Here is a 502-nt window from a genome sequence, read left to right on the forward strand (position 1 = left end):
AACAGGGAAGAGCTTGCCAACGCGAGTGACGGAAGTTGTTATTCACTTCAAACATACACCACACCCTGTTTTTGGGCTGAATGCACCGGCAAATAAACTGGTGATACGCATTCAGCCAGATGAAGGGATCGTGATGCAATTCGGTCTTAAGAAACCCGGAGCAGGTTTTGAGTCGAAAGAGGTGAGTATGGACTTTCGTTACCAGGATTTACTCGATGAAGAAGGTGATGGTGTACGCATTCTGAATGCCTATGAGCGCTTGTTACTGGATGCACTGAATGGCGATGCCACCTTATTTGCTCGTAGCGACGCCGTGCAATCCTGTTGGCAGTTTGTCGAGCCTATTCTGAAATATCAAGCTGGCGACCATGCCTTGCATGGTTATGCGAGTGGTACATGGGGGCCGAAAGAAGCCGAGAGCCTTCTTCGGCGTGATGGCCGTACCTGGCGTTTTCCGTGTAAAAATTTAGCCAATACTCATTATTGTGAGTTATAGCGAGAT

At 48.2% G+C, this 502-nt stretch carries 1 pseudogene; it reads left to right on the top strand.

Annotated elements, in window-relative coordinates:
* A pseudogene (locus tag A3735_RS09055) lies at window positions 1-496 on the top strand (hypothetical protein); the annotation flags it as partial.
* Between the last annotated feature and the right edge of the window lie 6 nt (window positions 497-502).

The sequence above is a fragment of the Oleiphilus sp. HI0061 genome, from assembly GCF_001635675.1.